25 protein-coding genes are annotated in these 25,564 nt (G+C 67.6%); 9 read left to right on the top strand and 16 right to left on the bottom strand.

The window, feature by feature from the left end; all coding sequences use genetic code 11:
- Positions 1–6: 6 nt before the first annotated feature.
- Positions 7–1,140, bottom strand: coding sequence for a polysaccharide biosynthesis/export family protein (locus tag ACED67_RS12750; protein ID WP_395542028.1), 1,134 nt, complete (start codon positions 1,138–1,140; stop codon positions 7–9).
- A 102-nt stretch (positions 1,141–1,242) separates the two neighbouring features.
- Entirely contained in the window at positions 1,243–2,532 is a 1,290-nt protein-coding gene (locus tag ACED67_RS12745; protein ID WP_395542027.1) for a capsule polysaccharide biogenesis protein, read from the bottom strand.
- Positions 2,533–2,693: 161 nt separating this feature from the next.
- Here ACED67_RS12745 and ACED67_RS12740 point away from each other — a divergent pair, with 161 nt between their 5' ends.
- Genes ACED67_RS12740 through ACED67_RS12730 form a run of 3 tightly spaced genes read left to right on the top strand, consistent with a single transcriptional unit; the run spans position 2,694 to position 4,254 of the window.
- Complete coding sequence (locus tag ACED67_RS12740; RefSeq protein ID WP_395542026.1) at positions 2,694–3,305, top strand: riboflavin synthase; 612 nt, start codon at positions 2,694–2,696, stop codon at positions 3,303–3,305.
- Entirely contained in the window at positions 3,302–3,853 is a 552-nt protein-coding gene (locus ACED67_RS12735) for a hypothetical protein (RefSeq protein ID WP_395542025.1), read from the top strand. The genes ACED67_RS12740 and ACED67_RS12735 overlap by 4 nt, the downstream gene beginning before the upstream one ends.
- Before the next feature lie 11 nt (positions 3,854–3,864).
- A complete protein-coding gene (locus ACED67_RS12730; RefSeq protein WP_395542024.1) occupies positions 3,865–4,254 on the top strand; it encodes an ankyrin repeat domain-containing protein in 390 nt (129 codons plus the stop codon).
- A gap of 56 nt (positions 4,255–4,310) precedes the next feature.
- Here ACED67_RS12730 and ACED67_RS12725 read toward each other — a convergent pair whose 3' ends face one another.
- From ACED67_RS12725 to ACED67_RS12705, 5 genes are all read right to left on the bottom strand, one after another.
- Positions 4,311–4,820 carry a CarD family transcriptional regulator gene (locus ACED67_RS12725; protein ID WP_395542023.1) on the bottom strand — a complete coding sequence of 170 codons (510 nt, stop codon included), beginning with the start codon at positions 4,818–4,820 and terminating at the stop codon, positions 4,311–4,313.
- Positions 4,821–5,122: 302 nt separating this feature from the next.
- A complete protein-coding gene (gene fdxA / locus ACED67_RS12720) occupies positions 5,123–5,461 on the bottom strand; it encodes a ferredoxin FdxA (protein ID WP_395542022.1) in 339 nt (112 codons plus the stop codon).
- A 54-nt stretch (positions 5,462–5,515) separates the two neighbouring features.
- Positions 5,516–5,812, bottom strand: a complete 297-nt coding sequence (locus tag ACED67_RS12715) for an RNA-binding S4 domain-containing protein (protein WP_395542021.1) — start codon at positions 5,810–5,812, stop codon at positions 5,516–5,518.
- Between the two features lie 19 nt (positions 5,813–5,831).
- Entirely contained in the window at positions 5,832–8,801 is a 2,970-nt protein-coding gene (locus ACED67_RS12710) for a helicase-related protein (protein WP_395542020.1), read from the bottom strand.
- Between the two features lie 5 nt (positions 8,802–8,806).
- Positions 8,807–9,340, bottom strand: a complete 534-nt coding sequence (locus tag ACED67_RS12705; protein ID WP_395542019.1) for a tetratricopeptide repeat protein — start codon at positions 9,338–9,340, stop codon at positions 8,807–8,809.
- A 103-nt stretch (positions 9,341–9,443) separates the two neighbouring features.
- On the opposite strand from ACED67_RS12705, the gene ACED67_RS12700 reads away from it, so the two are divergent.
- On the top strand, positions 9,444–9,731 hold the full coding sequence (locus tag ACED67_RS12700; protein WP_395542018.1) for an SCP2 sterol-binding domain-containing protein: 288 nt from the start codon (positions 9,444–9,446) through the stop codon (positions 9,729–9,731).
- The gene (locus tag ACED67_RS12695) at positions 9,728–10,669 is read left to right on the top strand and encodes an alpha/beta fold hydrolase (protein ID WP_395542017.1); all 942 of its coding nucleotides are present in this window, start codon (positions 9,728–9,730) and stop codon (positions 10,667–10,669) included. Before ACED67_RS12700 ends, ACED67_RS12695 begins: the two co-directional genes overlap by 4 nt.
- 50 nt (positions 10,670–10,719) lie before the next feature.
- Here the strand turns inward: ACED67_RS12695 and ACED67_RS12690 are convergent, their stop codons facing one another.
- The 5 genes from ACED67_RS12690 to ACED67_RS12670 all read right to left on the bottom strand — a co-directional run bounded on the left by ACED67_RS12690 (position 10,720) and on the right by ACED67_RS12670 (position 14,062).
- Entirely contained in the window at positions 10,720–11,148 is a 429-nt protein-coding gene (locus ACED67_RS12690; protein ID WP_395542016.1) for an META domain-containing protein, read from the bottom strand.
- 32 nt (positions 11,149–11,180) lie between these two features.
- Positions 11,181–11,648 (bottom strand): transcription antitermination factor NusB, encoded by a 468-nt coding sequence (gene nusB, locus ACED67_RS12685; RefSeq protein WP_395542015.1) that lies wholly within the window; start codon positions 11,646–11,648, stop codon positions 11,181–11,183.
- Entirely contained in the window at positions 11,645–12,145 is a 501-nt protein-coding gene (locus tag ACED67_RS12680) for a 6,7-dimethyl-8-ribityllumazine synthase (RefSeq protein ID WP_395542014.1), read from the bottom strand. The genes nusB and ACED67_RS12680 overlap by 4 nt, the downstream gene beginning before the upstream one ends.
- Before the next feature lie 3 nt (positions 12,146–12,148).
- Complete coding sequence (ribB, locus tag ACED67_RS12675; RefSeq protein ID WP_395542012.1) at positions 12,149–13,237, bottom strand: 3,4-dihydroxy-2-butanone-4-phosphate synthase; 1,089 nt, start codon at positions 13,235–13,237, stop codon at positions 12,149–12,151.
- 81 nt (positions 13,238–13,318) lie between these two features.
- Positions 13,319–14,062, bottom strand: a complete 744-nt coding sequence (locus ACED67_RS12670; protein ID WP_395542011.1) for an adenosylcobinamide-GDP ribazoletransferase — start codon at positions 14,060–14,062, stop codon at positions 13,319–13,321.
- A 107-nt stretch (positions 14,063–14,169) separates the two neighbouring features.
- Here ACED67_RS12670 and cobT point away from each other — a divergent pair, with 107 nt between their 5' ends.
- Positions 14,170–15,177: a nicotinate-nucleotide--dimethylbenzimidazole phosphoribosyltransferase gene (cobT, locus tag ACED67_RS12665; protein ID WP_395542009.1), complete on the top strand. Its 1,008-nt coding sequence runs from the start codon at positions 14,170–14,172 to the stop codon at positions 15,175–15,177.
- 36 nt (positions 15,178–15,213) lie between these two features.
- On the opposite strand, the gene ACED67_RS12660 is transcribed toward cobT, so the two are convergent.
- Both ACED67_RS12660 and ACED67_RS12655 read right to left on the bottom strand, forming a co-directional pair.
- The gene (locus tag ACED67_RS12660; protein ID WP_395542008.1) at positions 15,214–17,121 is read right to left on the bottom strand and encodes a cation:proton antiporter domain-containing protein; all 1,908 of its coding nucleotides are present in this window, start codon (positions 17,119–17,121) and stop codon (positions 15,214–15,216) included.
- A 332-nt stretch (positions 17,122–17,453) separates the two neighbouring features.
- A complete protein-coding gene (locus tag ACED67_RS12655; protein WP_395542007.1) occupies positions 17,454–20,621 on the bottom strand; it encodes a hypothetical protein in 3,168 nt (1,055 codons plus the stop codon).
- Positions 20,622–20,792: 171 nt separating this feature from the next.
- Between ACED67_RS12655 and ACED67_RS12650 the strand changes: the two genes are divergently transcribed.
- From ACED67_RS12650 to ACED67_RS12640, 3 genes are all read left to right on the top strand, one after another.
- The gene (locus tag ACED67_RS12650; protein WP_395542006.1) at positions 20,793–21,515 is read left to right on the top strand and encodes an SIMPL domain-containing protein; all 723 of its coding nucleotides are present in this window, start codon (positions 20,793–20,795) and stop codon (positions 21,513–21,515) included.
- A 155-nt stretch (positions 21,516–21,670) separates the two neighbouring features.
- Positions 21,671–22,837 (top strand): hypothetical protein, encoded by a 1,167-nt coding sequence (locus ACED67_RS12645; RefSeq protein ID WP_395542005.1) that lies wholly within the window; start codon positions 21,671–21,673, stop codon positions 22,835–22,837.
- Positions 22,834–23,637: a hypothetical protein gene (locus ACED67_RS12640; protein ID WP_395542003.1), complete on the top strand. Its 804-nt coding sequence runs from the start codon at positions 22,834–22,836 to the stop codon at positions 23,635–23,637. Before ACED67_RS12645 ends, ACED67_RS12640 begins: the two co-directional genes overlap by 4 nt.
- Before the next feature lie 27 nt (positions 23,638–23,664).
- Here the strand turns inward: ACED67_RS12640 and ACED67_RS12635 are convergent, their stop codons facing one another.
- Both ACED67_RS12635 and ACED67_RS12630 read right to left on the bottom strand, forming a co-directional pair.
- Positions 23,665–24,954 (bottom strand): O-acetylhomoserine aminocarboxypropyltransferase/cysteine synthase family protein, encoded by a 1,290-nt coding sequence (locus ACED67_RS12635; protein ID WP_395542002.1) that lies wholly within the window; start codon positions 24,952–24,954, stop codon positions 23,665–23,667.
- A 183-nt stretch (positions 24,955–25,137) separates the two neighbouring features.
- Positions 25,138–25,563: a CoA-binding protein gene (locus ACED67_RS12630; RefSeq protein WP_395542000.1), complete on the bottom strand. Its 426-nt coding sequence runs from the start codon at positions 25,561–25,563 to the stop codon at positions 25,138–25,140.
- Position 25,564 lies beyond the last annotated feature (1 nt).

Raw genomic sequence — 25,564 nt, 5'->3', positions numbered from 1 at the left:
CGCGGCCTAGTTGCCGATATTGTTGGCGGTGGAGGCGAGGTCGGATGTGGCGGCGGTCGCGCCGGTCAGGGCTGCAAGCGTCTTGTTCCACTGCACATAGGGCGCTTCGGTGACATAGACGGTGTCGCCATCGCGGATCAGGAAATCGCGGGCCTCGAACATGCCGGTCGGTGCCGTCAGGTTGAGCACATAGACCATGCGCTGCGCGCCCTGAAGATCGGTGCGGCCCAGGACGACATTGGCGATCTCGGCCGGTTCATTGCGGAAGACGAAGACGCCGGTCGGATCGGCGGCGGCGGTCTGCAATCCGCCGACGGTGGCCAGCGCCTCGATGGCGGAGAGGGTTTCGGATTCGAACGGCACCAGCGACTGGCTGCCGGTCGCGCCCATGGCGGTGAAGCGGCGCTGGTCCTGTTCGATCACGATCATGTCGCCGGGGCGCAGCGCGATGTCGAGCCGGGGGTTTTCCCACAGATCCTTGAGCCAGACCTTGCCGGTCTGGCCGTTGCGGGTGACGCGGACGATGGCGACGGCGGGGTCGATCGCGACGCCACCCGCCTTGGCCAGCATCGAAGCGAGGGTGCGGGTGGGGCGTTCGATGGGATAGGTGCCGGGGGCGGTGACCATGCCCGACAGCGTGACCGAGGAGCCGTCGCCCGCCAGCCGCGCGACCGAGACCTGCGGATCCGGGGTCTGGGCGTCGAGCTTGCGGGTGATCGCCTGGCGGATGCCTTCGGGTGTCTGGCCCGCGGCCTTGATGCGGCCGGCATAGGGGATGAAGATATAGCCTTGGCCGTCGACCTGCACTTCGGAGAGTTGCGAGACGCGCTGGCCGGTATTGCCCAGAAGCGGGTCGTCCTTGACGTTCTCGAAGACGGTGATGCCCAGCGTGTCACCGGGTGAAAGCGTGTCGGAGCCGACAAGGCCGGCCTTGCGGAAACTGTCCGAGAAGCCCAGCGAGGGCAGGACGGAGGTGGCGCGGGTCACGCGGGCATTCACGGTGACGATGAAGGCGTCGCCCTGTTCCAGCACGGAGCCCGCGAAGATTTCGCGCTTGTTCGGGCCGGGACGGGGCAGGCCGCAGCCGGCGACCGTGGTGACGGATGCCAGCAGAGAGAGGACTGCCGCCCTCCGGGTCATTCTTTGATTCACTGCTCGGGCTCCTTTTCGGATTTGCCTCAAGTTTTGCCCGCAACACTAGGGAAGCCGCGGTGAAATTGGAAGCAAAGCCTTTTGTGGCCTTCAGGTCACAAGTCGCAACTGTTGCCGGGGTGCCGCGTTTCCGCTGGTCAGCGCGTCGTAGGGGTCCTGCGAATCGAGCATCATGTCCACTACCTGTCGCATCAGCCTGCGCCTGCCCCGCGAGGAGTAGTAGCCGCCAGCGACCTGACTGGTCTCGAGAAGGTAGTGGCGGAAAACGCGATAGGCGCGGATATCGGGGCGCTGGGCCTGGGCGAAGAATTGCTCGACCGGCTGCGACGAGACGAATTCCGGCTTGGAATAGACCGCGCGGCCAAAGGCCTTGAGCGGCAATCCGCGCCACAAGACCTGCTGGCCGGCGGTGGAATTCACCGTCACCGCCGAACGGGCCTGGTTCAGCAGCTGGGCCAGCTTGCCGCCGCGCACGAAATGGACCCGGTCGGCGATGCCATGCGCGCGGGCGAGGCGGCGGATTTCCTGTTTCACCGCGACGCGGCCATCTTCAAGCGGATGGGCCTTGAAGACGAGGTGGTGATGCGGCGGCGCGCCCCGGGCGAAGCCCTCGGTCACCAAGGCCAGGAATTCGGTCATGGTCGCGAAGGGCGAATGGTCGCGGAAGCTGGCGTCATGTTCCAGTTGAAGGATGGCGAGGTGGAAGGGAAAGCCGCCAAAGCGGATGCGCCAGGTGGCGAGGCGGCGCTCCAGCGCGTGAAAGGGCAGAAGCAGCAGGCGGCGGAGATAGAGCCGGAATTCCTGCGCCACGGTCAGCTTGCGATGGGGGCGGAAATTGCGGAATTCGCGAAAGCCGGTCAGCACGAACCAGTGATAGAGCGCGCCCCAGACCATGTGCTGGCGCATCTCGCCCCAGCGGGCCGGGGCATCGGGCAGCTCGGCATCCGTATCGGCCAGGGCGCTGCGCATCTGGGCAAGCGACAGGTCCATCAGCCGGGAATGGCCGTTCGATCCGCCGCGCTCATAGGTGACCCAATAGGGCCGCAGATAGCCTTCTTCAAAGACATGCACGGTCAGGCCGCGGGCGCGGGCGGCGGCGATGGCCTGGGCATGGATCGGGCGCGTGTCGCCATAAAGCACAAGGTCGGTGACGGCGTGTTGGTCAAGGATCGCCGCACAGGCGGCGGGCCAGTCTTCCGGGCGGCCCTGGAAGGGGAGGAAGCTGGCACGGTCCGACCAGAACACCCGGTCGCCCCGGTTGAAACCCACGCGCAGCGTGGTGGCGCCTGCCCGGCGCAGCATGGCGGACAGGCGGCTGAACCAGGGGCCATGCGGTCCCTGGAGGAAAAGGAATGTCTTGCCCTGTCCCGTGATGCGCATCTGTGCCCCTTGCCCCCTTATGGCGCGGGCGGTGCGCCAGAGTGAAGGGGGGATGCTTTCCAATCGGTTTACCGTGACCTGCCCGCAGGGCGAAACTTGGGCGCTCTTGCGTCGGGGGGCGGTTTGCGCTTGGGTTCAGGCGGCAATGAAGGAGCAGGCGGATGTTCACCGGGATCGTGACGGATATGGGCGAAGTGCTGGCGCTGGAACAGCGCGGCGATCTGCGGGCGCGGATCGGCACGGCCTATGACGTGGCCGGGATCGACATCGGCGCTTCGGTCTGCTGCGACGGGGTCTGCCTGACGGTGGTGGCCAAGGGCAAGGCGAACGCGCGCGACTGGATGGATTTCGAGATTTCGGCCGAAACCCTGGGCAAGACCAATCTGGGCGGCTGGGCCGTTGGGCGGCGGATCAATCTGGAGCGGTCGCTGAAAGTGGGCGATGAGCTGGGGGGCCATATCGTCTCGGGCCATGTCGATGGCGTGGCCGAGGTGGTTGGGTTGCAGCCGGAAGGCGACAGTCTGCGGCTGCGGTTCCGCGCGCCCGAGGCGCTGGCGCCCTATATCGCCTCGAAAGGTTCGGTCGCGCTGAACGGCACTTCGCTGACGGTGAACGAGGTCGAGGGGCTGGAGTTCGGCATCAACCTGATCCCGCATACCCGTGCGGTGACGACCTGGGGGCAGGTGGCGCTGGGCGACCGGGTGAACCTGGAGGTGGACACGATGGCGCGTTACGTCGCGCGCTACATGGCGCGGCTGCGGGAGTTTGAATGAGCGGGATCGGCCATAATGGCGGACCCGCGCTGGAGCGGGCGACCGGCTGGAAGCGGCATTGCTGGACGGCGGCGCGCGCGGCGCTGTTGCCGACGCTGCCGATCGAGGTGGTTCGGCTGCGGGTGAAGCGGGCGGCGGAACTGGGGCTGGATTACAAGACCTATGCCGGAGTCCGGGCGCAGACCGGGCATGACGTGGTGGCCTTCCTGTTTTCGTCCAATGCCTTGCGCGTCACCGCGCTGCGGCCCGTGGCGCCGGATGCGGTGGCCGGGAAGCTGGCGGCGGTGAAGGCGGGGCGGCTGGGCCTTGCGGTGGCGCCGCTGTCGCCGGGGGTGCTGGAGGCGGCCAATCCGGCGCTGGACGGGGCCTCCGCCGCGCCCTATGCGCTGGCGCCCTGGGGGGCGGCACGGGCCGCGATCCGCGCGGCTTTGGGCAAGCTGCCGGGGGATGGCGTGCTGCTGGTGGGCACACATGGGCTGGAAGCCGAGTGGTGCGCGGCGGGGCGGCTGGCGGGATATGTTCCGGCGGAGCGGTATTTCGCAGGATAGACGGGGGGCGGATGGCTAAACCTGTCAAGGCGGCAAGACCCGGCACGGACAGGGGCAGGCTGGACCAAATCCTCGCCTCCTGCTCGGACGCGCTGTTCCCGGCCCAGCTTGGCGTGGCCCCCGTGGCGCTGAGGACAACCGACTGCAACGGCGACACGCCGCTTCATGTCGTGCTGTGGCGTCGCGACAGGGATGCCGCGCTGACCCTGATTGCGGCGGGGGCGGATGTGAATGCCGTCGGCGACATGTCGGAAACGCCGCTGCATGTCGCGCTGCGGTGGGGAGATGGCAGGACCATCGCGGCGCTGATCGAGGCGGGCGCTGATCCGGAGGCGATGTCCGAGTTTGGCGAGACGCCCCGATCCATGGCGATTGACCGCAGCATCAAGCTCGGCCGGTGAAATGAAAACGGCGGCCCCGGGGGACCGCCGTTTCCTTAATCCAACGGGTCAGAGCTTCAGGCCGCGCGCGACAGGAGGACCTCGTCCACCTTCTTCTGCGCGCCCGCCTCATCCGTGCCCGCAACAGCCGCGACTTCGCGGGTCAGGCGTTCCAGCGCGGCTTCGTAAAGCTGACGCTCGGAATAGCTTTGCTCGCGCTGGTCGTCGCTGCGGTGCAGGTCGCGGACCACCTCGGCGATCGCCATCAGGTCGCCCGAATTGATCTTCTGTTCATATTCCTGGGCGCGGCGCGACCACATCGCCCGCTTGACCTTGGCCTTGCCCTTCAGCGTGTCCAGCGCCTTGGTGACCACATCGGGGGCCGAAAGGGCGCGCATGCCGATCTCGGTCGCCTTGTGGGTGGGAACGCGCAGCGTCATCTTGTCCTTCTCGAAGGTGATGACGAACAGCTCAAGCTTGTGGCCGGCGATTTCCTGATCCTCGATCGAGATGATCTTGCCGACGCCATGGGCCGGATAGACCACGAATTCGTTGGGGCGGAAGTCAGGCTTCTTCGACTTGGTCATTCAGTCTTTCCTCGGGTCGGCCCATTTTCGCGACAGATGCCGCCCCCGCTGGCAAGGCCCAGCGGCGAAGCGGCAGGATTGTCACGAGAATATCTGTCCCGGGCAAGCAGCGGGGGATCAGAGGGCAGGGGTCCATGTTTGTCTGTAAAAGGAACATAACACAGAATCACCCCGATTCCAACTGTCGCGGGGGTCGGTGCGGGGTCGGAAACAACAGGTTACCCCAGCGATTCCGCCGGTTTTCGGGGGTTTACACGATTCGCTGATGCGCTGTGCCCGAATCGTGAGCGGCCGCGCGGGGCTCAGTCGCCGGCGCCGGGGGCCTCGGAGAAATACTTCTCGCGCTTGCCGGTTTCGCCATCGCGCTCTTCATAGCCCGGCAGCGGGTCTTTCTTCTGGGTGATGACCGGCCATTGCACCGAATATTTCCGGTTGAACTCGACCCAGTCCTCCATGTCCGGCTCGGTATCCGGGCGGATCGCATCGGCGGGGCATTCCGGTTCGCAGACGCCGCAATCGATGCATTCGTCGGGATGGATCACCAGCATGTTCTCGCCCTCGTAGAAACAGTCCACGGGGCAGACCTCGACGCAATCGGTGTATTTGCAGGCGATGCAGTTGTCGATGACGACATAGGTCATGGGATTAACCGGCTTGGTTCATGGCTCTTGCGCCTGTTAGCCCCTGCGCGCGGATCATTCAAGCGGGTCGGGGGTCGCAGGTGGCGCGTCGAGGTCAAGATACAGCGTCTGTGCTTCGGTCGCGGGGCCGCGGCGCAGGCCAAGGGCGGTGACGCGGATCAGCCTGATCCGCCCGCCCTGCGGGAAGGTCAGGGTGTCGCCGGGCGCGATTTCGCGCCCGGGCTTGGAGATGGGCTGGCCGTTCACCCGCAGATGGCCGGTCTCGACCAGTTCGGCCGCCAGGCTGCGCGATTTGCAAAAGCGCGCTTGCCAGAGCCATTTGTCGATGCGGAGCCGTCCCGGTGTGGACATGGGGCAGGCGCCGCGCGGGTCAGACCTTGCCCTTCAGCGCCAGCAGGGCCGCGAAGGGGTTGTCGGGGTCGATGGGCTTCTCGGCGCGGGGCGGGCGGGCCTCATATTTGCGCTCGCCGCCCTTGGTGTGATCGCGCGGGCCGTCCTTGCGGTCGTCGCGCTTGCCCTGCGGCTTGCCATGGGGTTTGCTCTGCGGCTTGCCTTGCGGACGGTCGCCCTGCGGGCGTTCGCCACGGGGGCGGTCGCCTTGCGGACGGTCGCGCCGTTCGCCCTGCGGACGGTCGCCTTGTGGGCGCTCACGGCGGCCCTGGCCTTCGGGGCGGGGGCCACGCTCGGGGCGCTGGAAGCGCGGCTTGGGCGCCCAGGTGAAGGTGTAATAGGCCTCCATCTCGACCGGGGCGGCCTCGGCGACGGGCGCGTCGCTGCCCGCGTCTTCACCCGCGGCCGCTTCGGTCTCGACGGGGGCCGGTTCAGGCTCGGGCGCGGGGGCGAGGAGCGAGACCTCTTCCGGGATCGGCTGGCCCGCGGCGATGGCGGCCTGGATGGCCGCATCCACGGCGGCGGCGTCGGCCGCAGGGGCGGCGGCGGTCTCGGCGGGTTTTGCCTTGGGCCGTTCGGCCTTTTCACCCTTGTAGCCCAGCCCGCCCATCAGGTCGGCGAACTGGTCCAGCGTCATGCCGGTGATCGACAGCATGTCGGGCGTGGCTTCGAAGCCGGCGCGGCTGTCGCGGGTGCGCAGGATATCGGCCAGACGTTCCAGCATGTCGATGCGGATCGCGCGGGTGCCCGCCGGGTGATAGCCCGACAGCGTGTAATGCTGCTTGGGCACTTCGGCGATGTTCGGGATGGTGACCAGGCCGGGGGGCGGGCTTTCGGGGAATTCCGACAAGCCATTCCACAGCGACCATAGAACCAGCCGCAGCCTTGTGGGCGCGGGCTTCAGCAAAGCGGGCAGGAAGACGGTGAACTGGCCGAAGCGGATGCCATGCTTGCGCAGTGCGCCGCGGGCCTCCTGATCCAGTTCCTTCACTTCTTGCGCCACGCCGTCGCGCGGCAGGACGCCCAGGGCTTCGGTCAGGCGGAAGGCAAAGCCGCGGGCGAGGCCGGTCAGCGTTTCGTCGCGGCCCATGGCCAGCAGCGGCTCGTACAGCGCCGCCACCTTGCGGTCGATGAAATGTTGCAGGCGGCGGCGAACCTTTTCGGTCACATCCTCGCCCGCCTCTTCATCGACGAAGGGCTCGACGCCGGGGCGCAGCGGATCGGCGCCCTTCACCAGTTTGCCCACCGCCGAACTGCCCCACATCAGGCCACCCTGTTCGGTGAAATCCATCTCTGTGTCGGGCGCGTTGTAGAAGCGGTCGGCGCGCAGCGACAGTTCGGGGCGCAGCGCGGCCATCGCGGCCTGACGCAGGGTGCGGGCGGCATCGGGTGAGCCGGTCACGTCCTGCTGGAAACGGAAGCCTTCCAGCTTCCCGGCGAATTCGCCCTCGACGGTGACTTCGCCCTTGTCGTTTACCTCGGCCACGAGGTCCTCCTTCTGTTTCAACCGGCGCAGAAGCACGGATGTGCGCCGGTCGACAAAGCGTTGTGTCAGTGCCGCGTGCAATGCGTCTGACAGGCGGTCTTCTACAGCGCGCGTCTCGTCTCGCCAATGGGCTTCGTCATCGACCCAGCCCTTGCGCTGCGCGACATATGTCCAGGTGCGGATATAGGCGAGCCGCTTGGACAAAGTGTCGATGCCGCCATCGGTCTTGTCGATCTGGGCGATGCGCTCGGCCAGCCAATCGGTGGGAATCCGCCCGCCGCCAATGCCGCGTCCGCAGAGGAATTCGAAGATGCGGGTCAGGAGATGGGCATGTTCGGATTCGGAGGCCGAGCGGAAATCGGGAATGCGGCAGACATCCCAAAGAAGCTGCACCCGTTTCGGTCCGGTCAGGCGGTCTTGCACCTCGGGCAGCGCGGACAGGGTCTTGAGCGCGATGACATCATCGGCGTCACGGGCACGCGACAGCCATTCGTCAGAAGTCGGCGCCTCGAGCGAGCGGATCAGGCGTTCGGCCGATCCGAAATCGAGATCGCTGTTGCGCCACATGAGCTTCTTGACCGGCGCGAAGCGATGGCCCTCGATCGCTTCGACCATATCTTCGTCGAAGGGCCGTGCCTCGCCGGTCACGCCGAAGGTGCCGTCTTCGGTGTGGCGCCCGGCCCGGCCCGCGATCTGGGCGATTTCCTGCGACGTCAGGTGGCGCATCCGGCGGCCGTCGAATTTCGCGGTCGAGGAGAAGGCGACATGCTTGATGTCGAGGTTCAGCCCCATGCCGATGGCATCGGTGGCGACGAGGTAATCGACCTCGCCTTCCTGATAGAGCGCGACCTGGGCGTTGCGGGTGCGGGGCGACAGCGCTCCCATGACCACGGCGCAGCCGCCCTTTTGCCGCCGGATCAGCTCAGCGATGGCATAGACATTCTCGACCGAGAAGCCGACGATGGCCGAGCGCGGCGGCATCCGGCTGAGCTTCTTGGACCCGGCGTAGGAGAGCGTCGAAAAGCGGTCGCGTTTGACATAGGTGTGGTGCGGCACGAGGCCCGCGATGGCGCCCCGCATCGATTCGGCGCCCAGGAACAGGGTTTCGTTCAAGCCGCGCGCGCGCAGCAGCCGGTCGGTGAAGACATGGCCCCGGTCGGGATCGGCGCAAAGCTGGATCTCGTCGACGCAGACGAAATCGGCGCCGATGTCCAGGGGCATCGCCTCGGTGGTGCAGACCCAATACTGGGTGCGGTCGGGGACGATGCGTTCCTCGCCCGTGACCAGCGCCACGACCGAAGGCCCGACTTTCGCGACGACGCGGTCATAGACCTCGCGTGCAAGCAGGCGCAAAGGCAGGCCGATGACGCCCGTCCGGTGCATCAGCATGCGTTCGATCGCATGATGGGTCTTGCCGGTGTTCGTCGGCCCGAGGACCGCCGAAACCCGCCGCGTGGCATCCATCGGGCTTAAAGCTCCTGCCCCTCGAGTTTGGTCTCAAGACGCTCGATGGCGTCGTTGACGGGCTGGATATAGGGGTGAATCGCCTGCGCGGCCAGATAGGCCTTGAGCGCACGCTTCTCGTCTCCGGTTTCCTCAAGGATCGTGCCCAGGCCTGCGAGCACATCGTAATGCCGGGGATCGGCGGCAAGGACATGGCCCATATCGGCAAGTGCGGGGCCGATCTCGCCATTGGCATAATAGGCGCTGGCGCGGGAATCCCAGGCCAGTAGGAAATCGGGGTCATGGTCGATGACGGCGGTGTAATGTTCGGCTGCGGCGGCGAAATTGCCGGCCTGCATCGCATCGTCACCGCGCTGCATCAGAAGATCCATCGCCGGAGAGCCCGAGCGCGCCCATTCGATCTGGATCTCGGCCTCGATCCGCCCGGCCTCGCTCGCATCCTTGGCGGATTTGAGCCGGGTGAACAAATCGTCCAGCTTGGCCGCATCGACCGCCCAGGCGGGCGAAAGCGCCAGCATCAGCGGCAGAAGTGCCGCCACGACACAATTGTGAAACCTTGGCCGGTTTTCCATAACGGGATCGTAGCCGATTGGTGCGAGATTGCCAGCGGCCTTTGGGTCACGAAAGGGAGACTTGGAAGCGATGAGCGAAGTGGTGGATGCTGCGGTCGAGGCCTTGGGCAAGAAGCTTGCGGGCGGGTTCGACGGGGTCGCGAAATTCGTGATCGAGGGCGAGGGAGCGATCATGCTGGACGGCACGGGTGTGCATGCGGGCGATGAGGAGGCGGATGTGACGTTGACGGCCTCGGCCGAGACCTTCAAGGCGATCCTTGACGGCGAGATGAACCCGACCATGGCCTTCATGACCGGCAAGCTGTCGGTCGATGGCAGCATGGGCATGGCGATGAAGCTGGGTTCGGCCCTGTCATGAGCGAGCCCGCCCCCTTTTTCGCCGATCTGGCCGACGGGCCTGCGGGCGGGCGCGCGGTCTGGCTGCGCACGCGCGATCAGGTCCGTATCCGCGCCGCGATCTGGGGAGGGGGCAGCCGCGGCTGGGTTCTGCTGATGCCGGGCCGCACCGAATATGTCGAGAAATACGGCCGGGCGGCGGGCGATCTGCTGGCGCGGGGCTGGTCGGTCGTCTCGGTCGACTGGCGCGGACAGGGTCTGGCCGACCGGATGCTGGCCGATCCGATGGCGGGCCATGTGCAGGATTTCGACGAATATCAGCGCGATCTGGACGCGGTGCTGGATTTCGCGCGCGGCGAGGCGGGGCTGACAGGCCCGATGATGCTGATGGCGCATTCGATGGGCGGTTGCATCGGGTTGCGGGCGCTTTATCGCCAGCTGGGCTTTCGCGCGGCGGTGTTCTCGGCGCCGATGTGGGGGATTTCCATGGCGGCCTGGCTGCGGCCGGTGGCCCATGTCGTCTCGCGTCTGGCCGGGCCGTTTGGACAGGGCCATCGCTATGCGCCGGGCACCGGGGCCAAGACTTATGTGCTCGAGGCGCCGTTCGAGGGCAATGTCCTGACCACCGACCGCGCGATGTGGGATTACATGCGCGCGCAGGTCACGGCGCATCCCGAGATGAGCCTGGGCGGGCCGTCGATGGTCTGGCTCAAGGCGGCGCTGAAGGAATGCGGGGCGCTGATGCGGATGCGCCCGCCCGCCCTGCCCGCGGTGGTGGCGCTGGGCACGCAAGAGAAGGTGGTCGATGTGCCGCCGGTGCATCTGCGTATGGCGGGCTGGGGGCGGGGGGAACTGGACCTTTACCCGGGCTGCGAGCATGAGATCCTGATGGAGGGTCCGGCGGCGCGGAAGCGGTTCTTCGACCGGGCCGTGGCGCTGTATGAGGCGCATCGGGGATAGCGGCCGGCCACCGGGAGAGGTGGGGTGAACGCCGGTCTGCGCGACTGCGCCTAGCCCTGGCAGCTGTAGCAGAGATCGTCCTCGGGCTTGGCGCTGAATTCCAAGACGCGGCCTTCGGCGCGGATCAGGAAAAGATGGGTCTCGGCCTGTTCCATACGCTGCATGGCCGCCAATGCCTCGAAATAGGCTTGTTCCACCGCCAGATCCGGGCAGGCCATCTTGGTCGCGCCGATCCCTTGCAGCGCCAGGGCGGGCAGCGTGGCGCCATTGGCCGCGAACCACCTGTTGCACGGGGCTTTACCGGTGACCTTGCCATCCTCGGCGAAGATCAGCGAGAGGGGTGCGGGGGCGCGCTGGCCCTCGATCCCGACCAGATGCCATTCCGTGCCGGTCAGGGGTTCCGCCTGTCCGGGCGCGACGCAGGCGGTGGCGGCCAGAAGGGCGGCGAGGGCGATAGGGGCGGGGGGCTTTATCGTCATCAGGTCTTCCTTTCGGTTTCCCTTGTGACGCGTCAGAAGGCCTGCGGCTTGGCCTCGCGCGCCAGATGGTCCAGGACGGCATTGACGAATTTAGGCTCTTTCCCGTCGGGGAAGAAGGCCTTTGCCACATCGACATATTCGGTGATCGCCACTTTGGGCGGGGTGTCCATCCGGGTGATCTCGGCCGCAGCGGCGCGGAAGAGCGCGCGCAGCACAGGGTCGATGCGGTCGATCGGCCATTTCGCCACCAGGGCGCGGTCAGTCAGCTGGTCGACCTGGGCCTGCCAATTCACCGCGTGGTCCATGATGGCGCGGAAATGGTCGACATCGCCCTCGGCGAACTCGCCCTCGTCATAGGTTGCGCCGAAGCGGTGCGTCTCGAATTCGCGCGTGACGGCCTCGACCGTCTGGCCGGAGGATTCCATCTGGAACAGCGCCTGAACGGCATAGAGGCGGGCCGCCGATCTTGCCCGCTGTTTCGGCGTGGGGTCGCGGCTCATGCGCGGAACCCGATGCCCTTGGTCTTGGCGGCCCAGCCGCGCGACAGCGCGATCAGGTGCAGCGCCGCCGCGGCGGCCCCGCCGCCCTTGTCCTGGCCCGCCGCTTCGGCCCGGACCACGGCCTGCTGGCGATTTTCCACCGTCAGGATGCCATTGCCTACCGCCGCGCCTTGCAGGCCCAGCATGGTCAGCCCGCGCGAGCTGTCATTGCAGACCGTGTCGTAATGCGTGGTCTCGCCGCGAATCACGCAGCCCAGCGCGACATAGCCGTCGTAATCCGCCAGCCGATGCGCCAGAGCGATGGCGGAGGGAATCTCCAGCGCGCCCGGAACCTCGATCACCTCGGCTGTCGCCTCGGCCTTTTCGGCCATGGCGCGGGCGCCGGCAACCAGCTCGTCCGCGATGTCGCGGTAATAGGGCGCGACCACGATCAAGAGCTTCACCGGCTTGTCGAAGACCGGCAGCGGCAGGGTGTAATGGGTCTCGGCGGTGGCCATGGCTTACTCCGGAATGGCGCGGGTGCCTGCGATCGACAGGCCATAGGCGTCGAGACCGATGAATTTCGGCGCCTTGGAATTGGTGACAAGGGTGATCTGCGACAGCCCGAGCGTCGAGAGGATCTGCGCCCCAAGCCCGTATTGCCGCAGGGTCTGGGGCGAATGTTCGCCCGCCTCGACCATCTTCATGGTGGTGTCGCGCAGCAGGACGATGACGCCGCGCCCCTCGGCCCCGATCAGGCGCATGGCGGCGGGCAGCGATCCGGTGCCGATGCCCAGCACGTCCTCAAGTGGGTTCAGCGCGTGCACGCGCACCAGGACCGGCTCGGGGGTGGTCAGGTCGCCCTTGCACAGTACGACATGGTCGGCGCCCTGGGTGTCGTCGGTGAAGACGCGCATCAGCCAATCGCCGCCATGGGTGGAATGCACCGGCTTGACCGAGGTTTCGTTGACCAGATTGTCATGGCGGCGGCGATAGGCGATCAGGTCGGAGATGGTGCCGATCTTGAGATTGTGCTTCTGCGCGAAGGCCACAAGATCGGGCAGGCGGGCCATGGTGCCGTCATCGTTCATGATCTCGCAGATCACGCCCGAGGGGTTCAGGCCGGCAAGGCGGCTGACATCCACCGCCGCCTCGGTATGGCCGGCGCGCACCAGCACGCCGCCATCGCGGGCGCGCAGCGGGAAGATATGGCCCGGCGTGGCGATATCGGCGGCGCCGCGGGTCGGGTCGATCGCCACGGCCACGGTCAGGGCGCGGTCGGCGGCGGAGATGCCGGTCGTCACGCCTTCCCGCGCCTCGATCGACAGAGTGAAGGCGGTCTCGTGGCGCGACGAGTTCTTCGGGCTCATCAGCGGCAGACCAAGCGCATCGATGCGGCTGCCGGGCAGGGCGAGGCAGATCAGGCCGCGGCCATGGGTGGCCATGAAATTGATCGCCGAAGGCGTACACATCTGGGCGGGGATGACGAGATCGCCCTCGTTCTCGCGGTCTTCATGGTCGACCAAGATGAACATGCGCCCGTTGCGGGCATCTTCGATGATCTCGTCGATTGATGAGATGGCGTCGGAGAAATCGGTGCGGTCGGACATTTGGGCCTCGGATGCGATCTGGCTGCGGCATAGCGAAAGCGGCGGGCAAAGGCCAGAGCCTGCGGGGATGCGGCGCGCGGCTCAGGCGCAGAGCGACAGTGCGGCGGCGAACGAAAGCGCCTGGGCGGCGCCAAGGATGTCGCCGGTCTGGCCATGGATCAGCCGCAGGGCGGCCTGGCCAAGAAGGGCGGTGAGCAGGGCAGTGGCAAAGGCGGCAGGGATCGCGGCCCCGCCGCTGAGAAGGAGGGCGAGAAGACCGGCGATGGCGGCGGCAAGGGCGGCATTGGCGGTGCTGGGCCGGCCGCTTCGCGCGGAAAGCCCGCCGGGCCGGGCCGGGGGCAGGGCGGCCATGAGGGCGGGCATGGCGGCGCGTGACAGGGCTGCGGCGGCGGGCAGCGCTGTCCAGTGATGACCGGCGGCCAGCGCCTGCGCCAGCGCCGACCAGGCGGCAAGGCTGACAAGGATCAGGGCGATCGCGCCGAAACTGCCGATGCGGCTGTCCTTCATGATCTCGAGCCGCCGATCGACGGTGCGGCCGCCCAAGAGCCCGTCTGCCGTATCGGCCAGCCCATCCTCGTGCAGCGCGCCGGTGGCCAGGGCCAGCGCGGCCAGCGCGAAGGCGGCGGCGGGGCCGGGTGCCATGCCGCAGGCCAGGAGAAGAGACCCAAGTGCTGCCACGCCAAGTCCCAGCCCGGCGCCGATCAACGGCCAAGCCCAGGCCGAAGCCGCCCCGCGCGGCATGTGGTCGGGGACGGGCAGCCGGGTCAAGAGCGCCGCGGCGGAGAAAAGATCGTTGCGCAGACGGGTGGCGAGGTCGGGTTCCATGGCGGCTTCTTTGTCGTGTTCCGGGGCGGGGGCGTCTTTTCCGCGCTGGTCTTGTTCTGGCCAAGGGGGTAGCCCTTCGGCGCTGATGCCGCAACCCGGAGAGTGCCATGCCTGCCCCGACGACCCTTGCCGATTTCCGCGCCTGCCTTGCGGCCCTGCCGCAGCCTGATTCTGCCGCCGAGGGCGCGGCGCGGGCGCGCGATGCGGTGCTGACCAAACCGCCGGGGGCGCTGGGGCGGCTTGAGGAGCTGGCGATCTGGCTGGCGGGCTGGCAGGGGCGCGCCGTGCCCAAGCTGGATCTGGTGCAGGTCGCGGTCTTCGCCGGCAATCATGGCATCGTCGCGCGTGGCGTTTCGGCCTTTCCGGCCGAGGTGACGGTGCAGATGGTGGCGAATTTCGAGCAGGGCGGCGCGGCGATCAACCAGCTGTCGCGGGCTTTCGGGGCCGAGATGGCGGTGCATGCGATTGCGCTGGACCGGCCCACGGCGGATTTCACCACTGGCCCGGCGATGACCGAGGCGGAGCTGGTCGAGGCCCTGACCGTGGGCTGGAACGCGGTCGATCCCAAGGCCGACCTTTTCGTTGCGGGCGAGATGGGGATCGGCAATACCACCACGGCGGCGGCGCTGGCGGCGGCGTTTTTCGGCGGCAGCGGCTGGGCCGGGCGCGGCACCGGGGTCGATGATGCGGGTCTGGCGCGCAAGGAGGCGGCGGTGGCGGCGGGCCTGGCCGCCCATGCGGGGCAGCTGGACGATCCTCTGGAGGTTCTGCGCCGTCTGGGCGGGCGCGAGATCGCGGCGATGACCGGGGCCTATCTGGCGGCGCGGATGCATCGCGTGCCGGTGGTGCTGGACGGGTTCATCTCCGGCGCGGCGGCGGCGGTGTTGCTGCAGGCTGCGCCGGGCGCGCTGGACCATTGCGTCGCGGGGCATCTGAGCGCCGAGGGCGCGCATGGGCGGTTGCTGACCGCCTTGGACAAGGCGCCGCTTTTGTCGCTTGGGCTGCGGCTGGGCGAAGGATCGGGCGCCGCGCTGGCGCTGGGGGTGATCCGGGGGGCCGTGGCCTGCCATGGCGGCATGGCCACCTTTGCGGAAGCAGGGGTCAGCGACGGCTGATCGACGACGGGTCAGACCGACGGAGGGGCGGGCCGACTATTCGGCGGCTTCGACCCGCTGGCCGGGACGCGCCAGCTCCAGCTCGTCGATCAGCGCGGTTTCGAGATCGCGGTCCAACTGGCGGGCGCGGGCGATATAGGCGTCGTTCAGATGCACCGGCTGGCCGGGTTGCCACAACTCGGCCAGATCGCGCATCGCGGCGCGGTCAAGGCGCCAGTAGGTCTGGGAAAGCTGCGCCGCCTCATATTCCGTGAAGCCCATGTTCTCGAGCACATAGCGCCCGGCGCGGACCGACGAGTCGAAGGTCTCGCGCACGATGTCATCGGCCCCGGCCTGATACATCTCATAGACATGCACCCGGTCTTGGGCGCGGGCGACGATGTGCAGGTCGGGCCGCGATGCGCGCGCATGCCTGATGATGCGCAGGGCATTGTCGCGATCGTCGACCGCCACGACCAGAACGTCACATTCGGTCAGACCCGCCGCATCCAGCAATTCGGGGCGCGAAGGATCGCCGAAATATCCCTTCACGCCGAAGCGGCGCATGGTCTGGATCGTCGCCATGTCGCTGTCGAGCACGACCGTCGTCAGCCCGGCCGAGCGGGCCAGCCGATTCACCACCTGACCGAAGCGCCCGATCCCGGCAATGAGCACGCGGCCCTTCTCGGTCACCTCATCGGGGGCCGGGGCGGCAGTGGCCGCGGCAAGCTGATGGGCAAGCCGGTCATAGAGCAGGAAAAGCAGCGGCGTCAGCAGCATCGACAGGCTGAGAACCAGCAGCACGGTCTGGCCCGTGGCCAGCGACATCACCCCTTCGCTGCGGGCAAAGGAGACCATGACGAAGCCGAATTCCCCGCCTTGGGCAAGGCTGAGCGAGAACAGGAAGCGGTCCTGGCCCTTGAGGCGGAAGGCAACGGCCAGGGCGAACAGAACGGCAGCTTTGACCAGTATCAGGGCGAAGGTCAGGCCCAGGATGGTGAAGGGCGCGCGCTCCAGCACCTGCGGGTTGATGCCGATGCCGACGGTCATGAAGAAAAGGCCCAGCAGCAGGCCCTTGAAAGGTTTGATGTCGGCCTCGATCTGGTGGCGGAATTCCGAGTTGGCCAGCACCACCCCCGCGATGAACGTGCCCAACGCGGGCGAAAGGCCGACCATCGACATCAGGAAGGCGATGCCGATCACGATCAGAAGCGAGACGAAGGTCGACATCTCGGGCAGGCGCGAGGCATGGACGAAGCGGAACAGCGGCCGTGACAGGAAATGTCCCGCCGCGATGATGATGCCGATGGCGAGCAGCGTCAGCGCTGTGGCTGCCCAGCCAGGCAAGCTCTGGAAGAAGGTCAGGATCGGCTCGACCGCGCTGTCGGCATGGGCACCCTCGGTCACCGGGTTGACCACGCCGAACAGATCGGCGCTGTAGCTGGTCATTGCGGGCAGGGTAAGCAGCGGCAAGAGCGCCAGGATCGGGATCACCGCGATATCCTGCGTCAGCAGCACCGAAAAGGCGGCCCGCCCGCCCTGTCCGCGGGCAAGGTTCTTTTCGCTCAGGGTCTGCAACACGATGGCGGTGGAGGAGAGGCTGAGGATCATGCCCAGCGACAGCGCGACGCGCGGATCATGGCCGAAGCCCCAGAGCAGCAGGAAGATCGCCAGCGCGGTCAGGATGACTTGGCTGCCGCCCAGGCCGATCAGCTTGTGCCGCATGTCCCAGAGCGTACGCGGCTCCAGCTCCAGACCGATCAGGAACAGCATCATCACCACGCCGAATTCGGCGACATGCTGAAGGTCCTGGGTCTCGGCACCTGCCAGGCCGAAGACCGGCCCCAAGAGAATACCGGCCGCCAGATAGCCCAGGACCGAGCCCAGGCCCAGGCGCACGGCAAGCGGTACCAGAAGCACCGCCGCGCCCAGGTAGATGCTAGCCTGGAACAGGAAGCCTTCCATCAGCCGCGGCCCCGGGGGCGGGGCGCGCGGCGCGCGGCGGGAAAGGCGGAAACGGGGGGCTGGAGCACGGGCAATCCGGTGAAATGGCGGAGAAGGGCAATGGGGGAAGGGGCGGATGGGGTAGAGACGCGACGGCATCGTGGCCGGGGCGACAGGATCAGGTTCCCTTTCCAGTGCGCGAGCCGCAAGGTGGAAAAGCCGGAAATCGAATCACTTGTCTGCAATCTGCCGTAACAGCGCTGTGCGATGGGCGGCAGCGACCGGCTTTCGAACAGATTGGGCGCCGGCCGCGTGTCGAAGCGGTCGCGCAGCGCTGTTGCCCAAGTCGGAAATCAGCCCTTCGGCATGGCGAGAACCATCAGGCGTCCGCCCTTCTGATAGCGCAGTTCGGTCTGGGTGATCGCCTGGATGGTGCCGCCGTCGATGCGGTCGCCGACCTTGACCTTCTTGTATCGGCCATTCGACTGGCGGATCAGCGCATAGCGCTTGGACTGCGTGCCATAGACGCCGATCAGGTTGGTCTTCTTCAGGTTGATCGCGTTCTTGAACGTGGCCTGCTTGGCGACCGAAGCCTTGGTCGGGATCTTGGGCGCGACGCTGGCCGCCACTTCGGGCTCGTCGATCTCGGCCTGCTCATCGGGCTTGGCCTTGCCGCTTGGGGCTGCGGCGGCGGTCTGTTCCGGTTCCGGCGCAGCTTCGGGCAGGGGGGCGCGCACTGCGGCGGCGACCGCAGCCTCGACCGCGCGCGAAAAATCACGTGGCTTTTCGGCCGGTCGGCGCGAAATCGCCAGAAGGGCAGGGTTACCGCTGTCGGATGCGGCCATGGCGGCGGGTTCGACCACAGCCGTCCCTTCCGGGCTGGCGAGCGAAGCGCCCGCCGTCTCTGCCCGGGCGCGCTCGCCAGCCGCAAGCACGGTCGGCGGGCGTTCGCGCGGGCGCAGGCTGGCGAATTGCGGTGCAAGATCATCCGACAGCGCGGCATCATCCTCGGCGGTGGCGGGGGCCAGTTCCGCCGGACGCGCGCGTGGGCGGCGGTCGGCAAGCTCGGGATCGGGCTGGGCCTCGGGACCGGCGGGCAGAGCGGCGGCGGCAGGCGCGGCGGCGTCGGCCGGCGGTAGCGCGGCTGCGGCAGCTTCGGCAGCCAGCGCTTCTGCCGCCTTGGCGGCGGCCTCTTCGGCAACGGCGCTGCGGACAGGTGGTACGCGGTCGGGCTTGCCCGCAAAAATCATGAAGCCCGCCGGGCTGGGAATGCCGTCGGGCGTGGGGACAATCAGACCATTGGCGTCGAAGCGATAGACCGTGCCGGGCGGCGGCGGCGGCATCGGTGGGGCGGGCATGGAATCGACGGCCGGGTCGGGATTGGGCAGGGACAGCGCATCAAAGGCCGGTGGTGGGGCCTCGGATGTGGCGAGGAAGATCTCGTCCTGCCCATCGTTCAGCGCGACTGCGGCTGGCGCGTCGGCGGCCAGGCCGGTGTCTGGCGCGGCCTCTGCGGTGCCCTCGGGGGCGAGCGCGGTTTCGTCTGCCGGCTCTGCGGCGGGTGCGGCCCCGTCCGAGGCTGAAAGGGCAAGCGCATCTTCCTCAGCCGGATTCGCCGCGTCCGCAGGCATCGCCGGATCTGCGTCAGGGGCCAGAGCTGCCTCGTCGACGGGCTGAGCCTCGAGCGCGTCGGGATCCTGCGAATCTGCCAGCATCTCGTCTTCGATCGCGGGGATGTCAGCCTCGTCGGTCGCCTCTGGCGCCGAGGCGATGACGGCTGTGTCCTGGTCCTCGGTGGCGGCGAGGTAGAGCGAGGACCAGGCCGCGACGAGCGCGAGGCATAGAAGCAGGATGACCGTCAGGATCAGCGCCAGATGGCGCGGCTTGCCGCGCGGCGGGCTGGCGAAGGGCGAACGCGACAGGCTGCGGGCGGCGTCGCTGGCGGCGGCAACCGGGGCCGCCGCGGCTGCGCCGCCTGTCGGGGCAACAGGGCTTCGAGCCGCAACGGGGGCGGGCTTCTGCTTGCTCTTGCGCGCGCCTGCGATCGCCTGGCCTTTGACCAGGGCACCCAGACCGCCGCGCACGGCAGCCGGGGCAGCAGGCGCCGATTTCAACCCGGCCAGGCCCGAGACGCCCGCCGCCGCACCAGCAGCGGCCGCAGAGCCGGCTGGTGTCGGACGGGGCATCGGCGGCAGGTCCTCGACCGGCTTGCCGCGCGCGGCCCGTGCCAGCGCGGCCGCATCGGGACGGGCGGAAGTGTCGGCCGCGCCCGACGGCTCGCCCCCCGCGCGGCGATTGGCAAGGACGGCCATGGCGGCGGCAGAGGGTGCCGGGGGAAGGTCATCCCGCTCGTCGGGCAGCGAAGGCGCGGCTATTCCGGTAGGGCGTCCCGACAGCGCGGCGATCCGCGCTGCGGCCCCGGCGGGCATCGGCGGAATATCGTCATCCAGACCTGGCACCGAAGCGTCGGCGACATGGGTGAAGGGCGCTTCCTCGGCAAGACCGGGATCGGCTTTGGGGTCGGCTGTGGCGGCCCCAGCGGTGGGAAGGCCCCGGCTGGCTCCGAGCGGCGGCGGTGGCGGCACCGGGGTTGGTTCATCGCGCAGCGCCGCTGCCATCGGCGGGACCGGAGACGCAGGACCGGCAGGCGTCGCAGGCTGGGTCTGCTCGGCGGCGGCGGGCGCGCCAGCGGTTGAACCCTTCTCCGGATTCTTGGCCAAGTCTGCGGCTTTTGCCATAGCCATATCTAGAGTGGCAGGTTCGGATGGCACTGCGGGCTGCGGCGGAGTCGCCATGGGCGGGGCTTTTGCCGGACCCTTGACCGGCGCTCCGGCCATGTCGGCAGAATCGCCATGCGCCTTTTCCACGGTCGTCCGGTCATGCTCTTCGGCCTGCCCCGTCTCTCCCGCTGCGGGCGGGGCATCTTTGGGCTTTTCGTCCTTGTCTATGGAAGGCGGCGGCGCGGCAGGCGACAGGGTCGAGGGCGGCAGGGTGATCGCATTGCGGTCACGTTCCACGATCTCGCCCGCGGCAAGCATGGCCTTGGCGGCGCCAGTTGGACCGAACCACGGCTCGCCCGAATAATTGCCCTCGGGCATGGCCACAAAGGAGACCGGGTTGAAGCGATGTTCGGCGGCAAAGGCCTCGGCCTCGGCCAACGTTTCGCGCGCCACCGCCGCGACCTTTACCACCTTGCCGCGGCCCGAGAAATCGAAGGCGATCTCGTCGCCCTTGTAGGGGGTGCGCCCCTCCAGCTCGGCGAGGATCTGGTCGCGGCGTTCCTGCTCGGACGGGCCGGGGGCTGCGATCTCGGCATATAGGATCTGGCTGTTCGGGATGACCAGCTTGGTCGAGATGCCGCCAGGTTCCAGATCCAGCGCGGTCTTGCGCAGGTAGTCCAGCGCTTCGGCCAGATCGGGGGCATCAAAGGGCGTCTCGCCCACCAGCGCCCAGCCTTTGGCGGTGCGGTGCAGAAGCGCGATGCCGGTATCAGAGAGATTGAGCGCGAAGTTCGGTTTCATGCGGTCGGGTCTAGCACATTGAAACGGGACGCGGAAACGCGCCCGGCCGGGGTGGCGCCTTCCTAAAGCAGAAATCTGCCGAAAGAAAGAAAAACACCCGTGAAGCGCCAAGGAAGCCTGTGCGGCGTGCGTCACACATGCGAAAACTGTCAGCACAAAAAGGAGCAGACCATGCGTGCGATCCCTTCGACCCTTCGTTTCCTGCCGGTGGCGGCGCTGGCCGCGGCCTGCCTGGCCACGGCGCTGCCCGCCTGGGCCGAGACCCCGGCTTTCCCGACAATCACGGTGACCGGCGAGGGCAGTGTCGAGGCCGCGCCTGACCTGGCCACGATCCAGATCGGTGTCACGACGGTCGGCGACAGTGCGGCCGAGGCCCTGGCCGGAAACAGCACTGCGATGCAGGCGGTGATGAAACGGCTGACCGAGGCAGGGGTCGCTGCGCGTGACCTCCAGACCTCGGGTCTGTCGGTCAATCCGAATTGGACCGGCTATGACAGCTCGTCCTCGGGCGGGCCGAAGATCTCTGGCTATACCGCGACCAATATGCTGACGGTGCGGGTGCGCGCACTGGACGGGCTGGGATCGGTTCTGGATGCCTCGGTGAGCGATGGCGCCAATACGCTGAACGGGCTGACCTTCGGCCTGGCAGAGCCCAAGCCCGCCATGGATGAGGCCCGCAAGGAGGCGGTTGCGGATGCCAAGGCCAAGGCCGCGCTGATTGCCGAGGCGGCGGGGGCCAAGCTGGGCCCGATCGTGTCGATCACCGAGGGCGGCACCGTGATGGACCCGCAGCCGATGTATCGTGCGGCGGCCGACTCGGGCGCAGCGCCGGTGGCGGGGGGCGAGATCGGCTATTCGGCCTCGGTCACCATGGTCTGGCAACTCGCCGAATAACTGGCGTGGCGGGCAACCCGCCGTGATGGCTGCAAGAAGCGGGGCCGGGGGCAACCCTGGCCCCGAATTCCTTGCAGCTTTCGTCTTTCCGGCACCTTTCCGCCCCAATCGCCCCCTAGTTGAGAGGCGCAGGTCTGGAAAGGATGAGATTGCCGATGGTGCGTGGTCCGGTAAGCATGGTGGTGGCGGGGGTGATCTCGTTGACCGTCGTGGCCCTTGTGGTCGGCGGCGGGCCGAAGGTCTTTGAGAATGTCCTGCCCGACGCGGCCGTGTCCTGGCTGGACGAAATGGGCAATGCCACCCTGATCAGCTCGGGGGGCGGTGGGGCAGGTTCGGCGAACGGCGGCGATCCGCTGGAGCACTTGCAGGATGTCAGCAGCGGCTGGCGGGCGGATGACAAGATCGCGGCCCTGCCGGGCGGCGGTGCCGCCTTCATCTCGGATGTGCTGACCACCCAGACGACCCGGCTCAAATCCGCGAAGCCGGCCGATGTGCAAGGACTGGAAGAGGTTGCAGGCTGCGCCTTCACCCCGCCCGCGCCGGGGTCGGTCGTGGGTCACGCCCGGATCAGTGGCGACAGCGGCATGGATCTTGGCCTTGCCACTTATGGCGATGCCGACCTGGCTGCGGCGATGCAGGTCCTGGTCAATGTCTATCGCAGCGGCGGCGGATTGCACAAATCCAGCCTGTCGGAGCTGCGCTACCAATCCTATGACATTGTGGTCACGGAAACCTCGTCTCCGGTCTATCTGGTGCTTGAATCCGGCCCGCAATCGCGCGTCTTCAACATCCATCTCGCCCCCGGTGCGCGTCTGGATCGCGTGGTGTTGATCGGCGGCGACCAGCTTGGCGTCGCCAATCTGCCCGCCGAAGTGCCGGTCGAGGCGATGCGCGGGGCCAAGGCGGCGGACTGTGGCTTCACCCCCTTCTATGCCCTGAACCCGGGCCATCTTTTCTACCAATCCGTCGCTTCGGGGGCGATCCGCAGCGATGAGGCCGAAGAGAAGAAACGCCATTTCGCCGAGCTTGAGGCCGCCTGGGAGGCAACCTTCCGCCAGGCCTTCGGCGTCGGTGCCAAGGAAAGCCTGGCGGGGGGCTGGGACAGCGGCACGGTTGCGGTGGCGGGCGGGGTTCCGGCCGCGCCCGAGGGGCGGGCGGTCTACGCATCCGTCGATGGTGCGCTGTTGCGGGTGACGATGGATCGCTACGTCGAATTCGAAGGGCAGGACCCTGAGCAGAGCTTTGACGCCCGCGTCAAGGCAATGGCGACGGCTTTCGCCTGGGGAGACCTGCAAAACCTGCGGCAAGGGGTGGCCTGGTGATGATCGTCCGCATCGTCCTTTTCCTGGGCATCGCGCTCATTCTCCTCTCGGCTGGCGCGATGGGCTGGCAATACTGGCAGGGCCTTCCGGTGACGGCATTGCAATTTGCCGCGGTCCAGGCCCCAGAGGCCGCAGGGCCAGAAGCCGAGCCTGCGGCGCAGAAACCCGCGCTGCCGCAACAGAACTGGCTGATCTCGCCCGGCGGAAGCCTGGTCGACCGCGATACGGTGAATGCCTATCTGCGACAGGATCGCTTTGCCGAGAGCCGCACCGTGGACGCCCGGTTCCGCGCCCCGATCACGGCGCTGTTGGGCCAAGGTGACGCCTTGCCCGAGCCGGCCTATCGCGAGGTCTTCGCCGATATCCGGGCCAGCGCCTTGATGAAGGGATTTTGTGCCGAGTTGACGCAGCGCTGGGCCAGCGATTGCGCGCCCGACCGCTCCCGGGTCGTCGAGGGCAGTTATGACGAGGCGTCGGGCACGGCAGAGTTTTCGGCCAGCCTGGCCTATTCCGAACTGCCGCGCGGCGCTTTGCCCGACCTGACCACGCAGGTCCTCTACACCGGATATGGCGCCTTGCCCCTGGACCAGGCCGAGGTCGCGACGCCCGAGGCGCTTTTGGCGCTGGCTGCCGATGCCGCGGCCAAGGATTGTGCGGCCAAGGCGCCGGACCCGGCCCTGTGCCGCATTCTCAGCCTTGCGATCACCTGGGGCGGCCCGCAGGAGGCAGGGGCGCGCTGGCAGATCGCCTGGCTCGCGCCCCTGCCCAAGGGGATGTTTCCGGCGCCGCCGCTGTTCTGACAGCGATCCGGCAGCGCCGAAAACCTGTCAGGCCGTGGCCTTGGCGATGGCCTGATCCAGATCGGCAATGATGTCGGCGGGGTCCTCGATCCCGATCGACAGGCGCACCACATTCGGCGCGGCGCCGGCCTTGACCTGTTGCGCCTCGGTCAACTGACGGTGGGTAGTTGAGGCCGAGTGGATGATGAGGCTGCGCGTGTCGCCCAGATTGGCGACATGGCTGAACAGCTTCACATTGTCGATCAGCTTGACGCAGGCGTCATAGCCGCCCTTCAGCGCAAAGGTGAACAGCGCACCCGCGCCCTTGGGCAGCAACGCCTTGGCCCGGCCATGCCAGGGCGAGGATTTCAGGCCGGCATAGGTCACGGTCTCGACGCGCGGATCCTGTTCCAGCCATTCCGCGACGATCTGCGCATTCTCGACATGCTTGGCCATGCGCAGGCCCAGCGTCTCGATTCCCATGAGCGTATAATGCGCGCCCTGCGGGTTCATCGTCATGCCCAGATCGCGCAGGCCGACAGCAATGGAATGGAAGGTGAAAGCCATGCCGCCCAGCGTGGGGTGGAAGACGAGGCCGTGATAGGCGGGTTCCGGTTGCGACAGCGAGGGGAACTTGTCGCTGGCCGACCAGTTGAACTTGCCGCTGTCCAGCACGATGCCGCCGGTGACGGTGCCATTGCCGGTAAGATATTTGGTGGCCGAATGGACCACGATGGTCGCGCCCATCTCCATCGGCTTGCACAGCCAGGGCGTGGCGGTGGTGTTGTCGACGATCAGCGGCACGCCTTTCAGATCGGCGATGCGCGCCAGCGCCGGGATGTCGCTGATATAGCCGCCCGGATTGGCGATGGTTTCGCAGAAGACGGCGCGGGTATTGTCGTCGATGGCGGCCTCGACGGCGTTCAGATCGTCAGTGTCGACGAATTTCGCCTCCCAGCCGAAACGCTTGATCGTCTGGCTGAACTGGGTCAGCGTGCCGCCGTAAAGCCGTGTCGAAGCGACGACATTCTTGCCCGGTCCCATCAACGGGAACAGCGCCATGATCTGCGCCGCATGGCCCGAAGAGCAGGCGATCCCGCCTGCCGCGCCTTCCAGCGCCGCCACACGGTCGGCAAGCGCCGAAACCGTCGGGTTGGTCAGCCGCGAATAGATATAGCCGATCTCTTGCAGGTTGAAGAGCTTGGCGGCGTGATCGGCATCGCGGAAGACATAGGCGGTGGTCTGGTAGATCGGCACCTGCCGCGCGCCGGTGGCGGGGTCGGGCGCGGTGCCAGCATGGATGGCCAGCGTGTCAAAGCCAAGTTGTCTTTCGGTCATCGGATTCTCCCGTGTTCATTGCCGCGGAGGGTAGGCCGGGACCGCGTGTCGGGCAATGGGCGGCGGGGTCGCGGCCGATCGAGTTTCTCAGCAGGATTATGCGGTTTTTTCATCTCCGCACCAGGCGGGGCAGGGATGTCCTGCACGCCCGGTGCGCGCGACCTTTGGCCGAAAGATCGGCCTTCAAAGGCCCAGACGCGGGACCTCGATGGCTGGGCAGCGGTTCATCACCGCCCAAAGCCCCGCCGCCTCGGCCCGTGCCGCCGCCTTTTCGTCGATCACGCCCAGCTGCATCCAGACGCCCTTGGCGCCGATGGCAATCGCCTGATCGACCACGCCGCCCGCTTCTTCGCTGCGGCGGAAGATATCGACCATGTCGATGGGGCCGTCCTTTTCCATCACCTCGGCCAGAGAGGCCCGCACCACGCCGCCAAGTGCGGCCTGCCCGGCCTGTCCGGGGTTCACCGCGATGACCTGATAGCCCTGGCGCCGAAGGAAAGCCGCGACGCCGTGGCTGGGCCGGTCCGGCTTGGGCGACCAGCCGACCACGGCGATCCGCTCCACACGGCGCAAGAGGCTGCGCAGGCTTTCGTCATCATGTCCGGGCATG

This window comes from Neotabrizicola paludis (assembly GCF_044142105.1).
In the GTDB taxonomy this organism is placed as follows: Bacteria; Pseudomonadota; Alphaproteobacteria; order Rhodobacterales; family Rhodobacteraceae; genus Pseudogemmobacter.
The sequence above is the reverse complement of the archived record's forward strand: the minus strand, read 5'-3'. Positions and strand labels throughout refer to the sequence as shown.

Excerpts from the sequence above, each read along its gene's own strand:
- ACED67_RS12710 (WP_395542020.1), bottom strand. The coding sequence starts at position 8,801 with ATGGATGCCACGCGGCGGGTTTCGGCGGTCCTCGGGCCGACGAACACC.
- ACED67_RS12660 (WP_395542008.1), bottom strand. The coding sequence starts at position 17,121 with ATGGAAGGCTTCCTGTTCCAGGCTAGCATCTACCTGGGCGCGGCGGTG.
- ACED67_RS12735 (WP_395542025.1), top strand. The coding sequence starts at position 3,302 with ATGAGCGGGATCGGCCATAATGGCGGACCCGCGCTGGAGCGGGCGACC.
- ACED67_RS12650 (WP_395542006.1), top strand. The coding sequence starts at position 20,793 with ATGCGTGCGATCCCTTCGACCCTTCGTTTCCTGCCGGTGGCGGCGCTG.
- ACED67_RS12670 (WP_395542011.1), bottom strand. The coding sequence starts at position 14,062 with ATGGAACCCGACCTCGCCACCCGTCTGCGCAACGATCTTTTCTCCGCC.
- ACED67_RS12645 (WP_395542005.1), top strand. The coding sequence starts at position 21,671 with ATGGTGCGTGGTCCGGTAAGCATGGTGGTGGCGGGGGTGATCTCGTTG.
- ACED67_RS12655 (WP_395542007.1), bottom strand. The coding sequence starts at position 20,621 with ATGAAACCGAACTTCGCGCTCAATCTCTCTGATACCGGCATCGCGCTT.
- ribB (WP_395542012.1), bottom strand. The coding sequence starts at position 13,237 with ATGTCCGACCGCACCGATTTCTCCGACGCCATCTCATCAATCGACGAG.
- ACED67_RS12635 (WP_395542002.1), bottom strand. The coding sequence starts at position 24,954 with ATGACCGAAAGACAACTTGGCTTTGACACGCTGGCCATCCATGCTGGC.
- ACED67_RS12715 (WP_395542021.1), bottom strand. The coding sequence starts at position 5,812 with ATGTCCACACCGGGACGGCTCCGCATCGACAAATGGCTCTGGCAAGCG.
- ACED67_RS12630 (WP_395542000.1), bottom strand. The coding sequence starts at position 25,563 with ATGCCCGGACATGATGACGAAAGCCTGCGCAGCCTCTTGCGCCGTGTG.
- ACED67_RS12725 (WP_395542023.1), bottom strand. The coding sequence starts at position 4,820 with ATGACCAAGTCGAAGAAGCCTGACTTCCGCCCCAACGAATTCGTGGTC.
- cobT (WP_395542009.1), top strand. The coding sequence starts at position 14,170 with ATGCCTGCCCCGACGACCCTTGCCGATTTCCGCGCCTGCCTTGCGGCC.
- nusB (WP_395542015.1), bottom strand. The coding sequence starts at position 11,648 with ATGAGCCGCGACCCCACGCCGAAACAGCGGGCAAGATCGGCGGCCCGC.
- ACED67_RS12750 (WP_395542028.1), bottom strand. The coding sequence starts at position 1,140 with ATGACCCGGAGGGCGGCAGTCCTCTCTCTGCTGGCATCCGTCACCACG.
- fdxA (WP_395542022.1), bottom strand. The coding sequence starts at position 5,461 with ATGACCTATGTCGTCATCGACAACTGCATCGCCTGCAAATACACCGAT.
- ACED67_RS12745 (WP_395542027.1), bottom strand. The coding sequence starts at position 2,532 with ATGCGCATCACGGGACAGGGCAAGACATTCCTTTTCCTCCAGGGACCG.
- ACED67_RS12690 (WP_395542016.1), bottom strand. The coding sequence starts at position 11,148 with ATGACGATAAAGCCCCCCGCCCCTATCGCCCTCGCCGCCCTTCTGGCC.
- ACED67_RS12740 (WP_395542026.1), top strand. The coding sequence starts at position 2,694 with ATGTTCACCGGGATCGTGACGGATATGGGCGAAGTGCTGGCGCTGGAA.
- ACED67_RS12730 (WP_395542024.1), top strand. The coding sequence starts at position 3,865 with ATGGCTAAACCTGTCAAGGCGGCAAGACCCGGCACGGACAGGGGCAGG.
- ACED67_RS12695 (WP_395542017.1), top strand. The coding sequence starts at position 9,728 with ATGAGCGAGCCCGCCCCCTTTTTCGCCGATCTGGCCGACGGGCCTGCG.
- ACED67_RS12680 (WP_395542014.1), bottom strand. The coding sequence starts at position 12,145 with ATGGCCACCGCCGAGACCCATTACACCCTGCCGCTGCCGGTCTTCGAC.
- ACED67_RS12700 (WP_395542018.1), top strand. The coding sequence starts at position 9,444 with ATGAGCGAAGTGGTGGATGCTGCGGTCGAGGCCTTGGGCAAGAAGCTT.